Origin of the sequence: Pseudomonas sp. 58 R 3 (assembly GCF_900006605.1) — a bacterium.
Taxonomy (GTDB): Bacteria; Pseudomonadota; Gammaproteobacteria; order Pseudomonadales; family Pseudomonadaceae; genus Aquipseudomonas; species Aquipseudomonas salomonii.
Genome location: NZ_CVTT01000070.1, coordinates 1 through 1,566, shown reverse-complemented (window position 1 = coordinate 1,566; position 1,566 = coordinate 1). Strand labels below are relative to the sequence as shown.

The following is a 1,566-nucleotide window of genomic DNA, read 5'->3' as shown; positions in this document are numbered from 1 at the left end:
TGTTGCCTGGGCGACATGCATTGTTAAAGGCCAGCAGTCCATATCCCTTTAATTTGCGGGAAGTTTCCTAGACAATCCTTCGGCCTTGCGCCTGCTCACTTCACTGGCTAGCCTTCGCTCCGTCGCTGCATATCAGCGATCAGGAGTGAGATCCTGTGAACGGAGTGCCAAGTGCCACAACCGCGAGCAACATGCTCTATGGCGGCTGTGTGCGGGCAGACTTAGGTCTGGCCGGGTGCTCCTGACCGGTTATCTCACCCCGCACATAGCTGCCACCTTTTGTTGAGTGAGATCTGCAAAAGAATGGCTCCCAACCTTTTAGGAGTTTCATTCATGACCAAAATCGTCCCAGACCCACCCCGCTTCACCCCCGACCGCGAACTCTTTGAGCGCGCCCTGCGCCACTACCTGCAACCTGCCCCACCGCCGTCCTTCACCGTGCATCACGACCTCAGCTTCGAAGACGCCCTCGCCCAAATCTGCGATTTGCTGCGCTGTGCAGCCGCCACTGCCGCAGGCACGCGCCAAACGCTGACAGGCGATGAACACCACATGGCCGGCGCCACCGAGCACTTGATCAACCAGGCCAAAACCCTTGCCGACCGCGCACTGGAGTGCATGAACGCCGCGTAACCCTCTGCCGGAACTGGCTTGTGTGGGAGCTGGCTTGCCTGCAATGGCCATAGGTATCTACACAACTTCTGAAGGCAGCCTATTTCTCCTGTGGCGAGCAGGCTTGTCCTGCGTTGGGCCGCGAAGCGGCCCCATAAGGCACCGCAATTTTCCTGAAAGAACTCAGTGTCTGGGTTTGGGGCTGCTTCGCGGCCCAACGCAGGACAAGCCTGCTCGCCACAACAGCTCACTGGCCACTAATCGGTTGTGTAGATACCTATGGCCATTGCAGGCAAGCCAGCTCCCACAGGTGATGGGTGTTGCCTGGGCGACATGCATTGTTAAAGGCCAGCAGTCCATATCCCTTTAATTTGCGGGAAGTTTCCTAGACAATCCTTCGGCCTTGCGCCTGCTCACTTCACTGGCTAGCCTTCGCTCCGTCGCTGCATATCAGCGATCAGGAGTGAGATCCTGTGAACGGAGTGCCAAGTGCCACAACCGCGAGCAACATGCTCTATGGCGGCTGTGTGCGGGCAGACTTAGGTCTGGCCGGGTGCTCCTGACCGGTTATCTCACCCCGCACATAGCTGCCACCTTTTGTTGAGTGAGATCTGCAAAAGAATGGCTCCCAACCTTTTAGGAGTTTCATTCATGACCAAAATCGTCCCAGACCCACCCCGCTTCACCCCCGACCGCGAACTCTTTGAGCGCGCCCTGCGCCACTACCTGCAACCTGCCCCACCGCCGTCCTTCACCGTGCATCACGACCTCAGCTTCGAAGACGCCCTCGCCCAAATCTGCGATTTGCTGCGCTGTGCAGCCGCCACTGCCGCAGGCACGCGCCAAACGCTGACAGGCGATGAACACCACATGGCCGGCGCCACCGAGCACTTGATCAACCAGGCCAAAACCCTTGCCGACCGCGCACTGGAGTGCATGAACGCCGCGTAACCC

Annotated in this window: 2 protein-coding genes; both read left to right on the top strand. The window is 58.7% G+C overall.

Going from position 1 to position 1,566, the window contains the following annotated elements; genetic code table 11:
• Nucleotides 1-333 precede the first annotated feature (333 nt).
• Nucleotides 334-633 carry a DUF6124 family protein gene (locus BFP92_RS23565; RefSeq protein WP_083221788.1) on the top strand — a complete coding sequence of 100 codons (300 nt, stop codon included), beginning with the start codon at nt 334-336 and terminating at the stop codon, nt 631-633.
• Nucleotides 634-1,263: 630 nt separating this feature from the next.
• The gene (locus BFP92_RS23560; RefSeq protein ID WP_083221788.1) at nt 1,264-1,563 is read left to right on the top strand and encodes a DUF6124 family protein; all 300 of its coding nucleotides are present in this window, start codon (nt 1,264-1,266) and stop codon (nt 1,561-1,563) included.
• The last annotated feature ends 3 nt before the right edge of the window (nt 1,564-1,566 follow it).

Coding starts and splice junctions, on each gene's coding strand:
- BFP92_RS23560 (WP_083221788.1), top strand. CDS start 1,264: ATGACCAAAATCGTCCCAGACCCACCCCGCTTCACCCCCGACCGCGAA.
- BFP92_RS23565 (WP_083221788.1), top strand. CDS start 334: ATGACCAAAATCGTCCCAGACCCACCCCGCTTCACCCCCGACCGCGAA.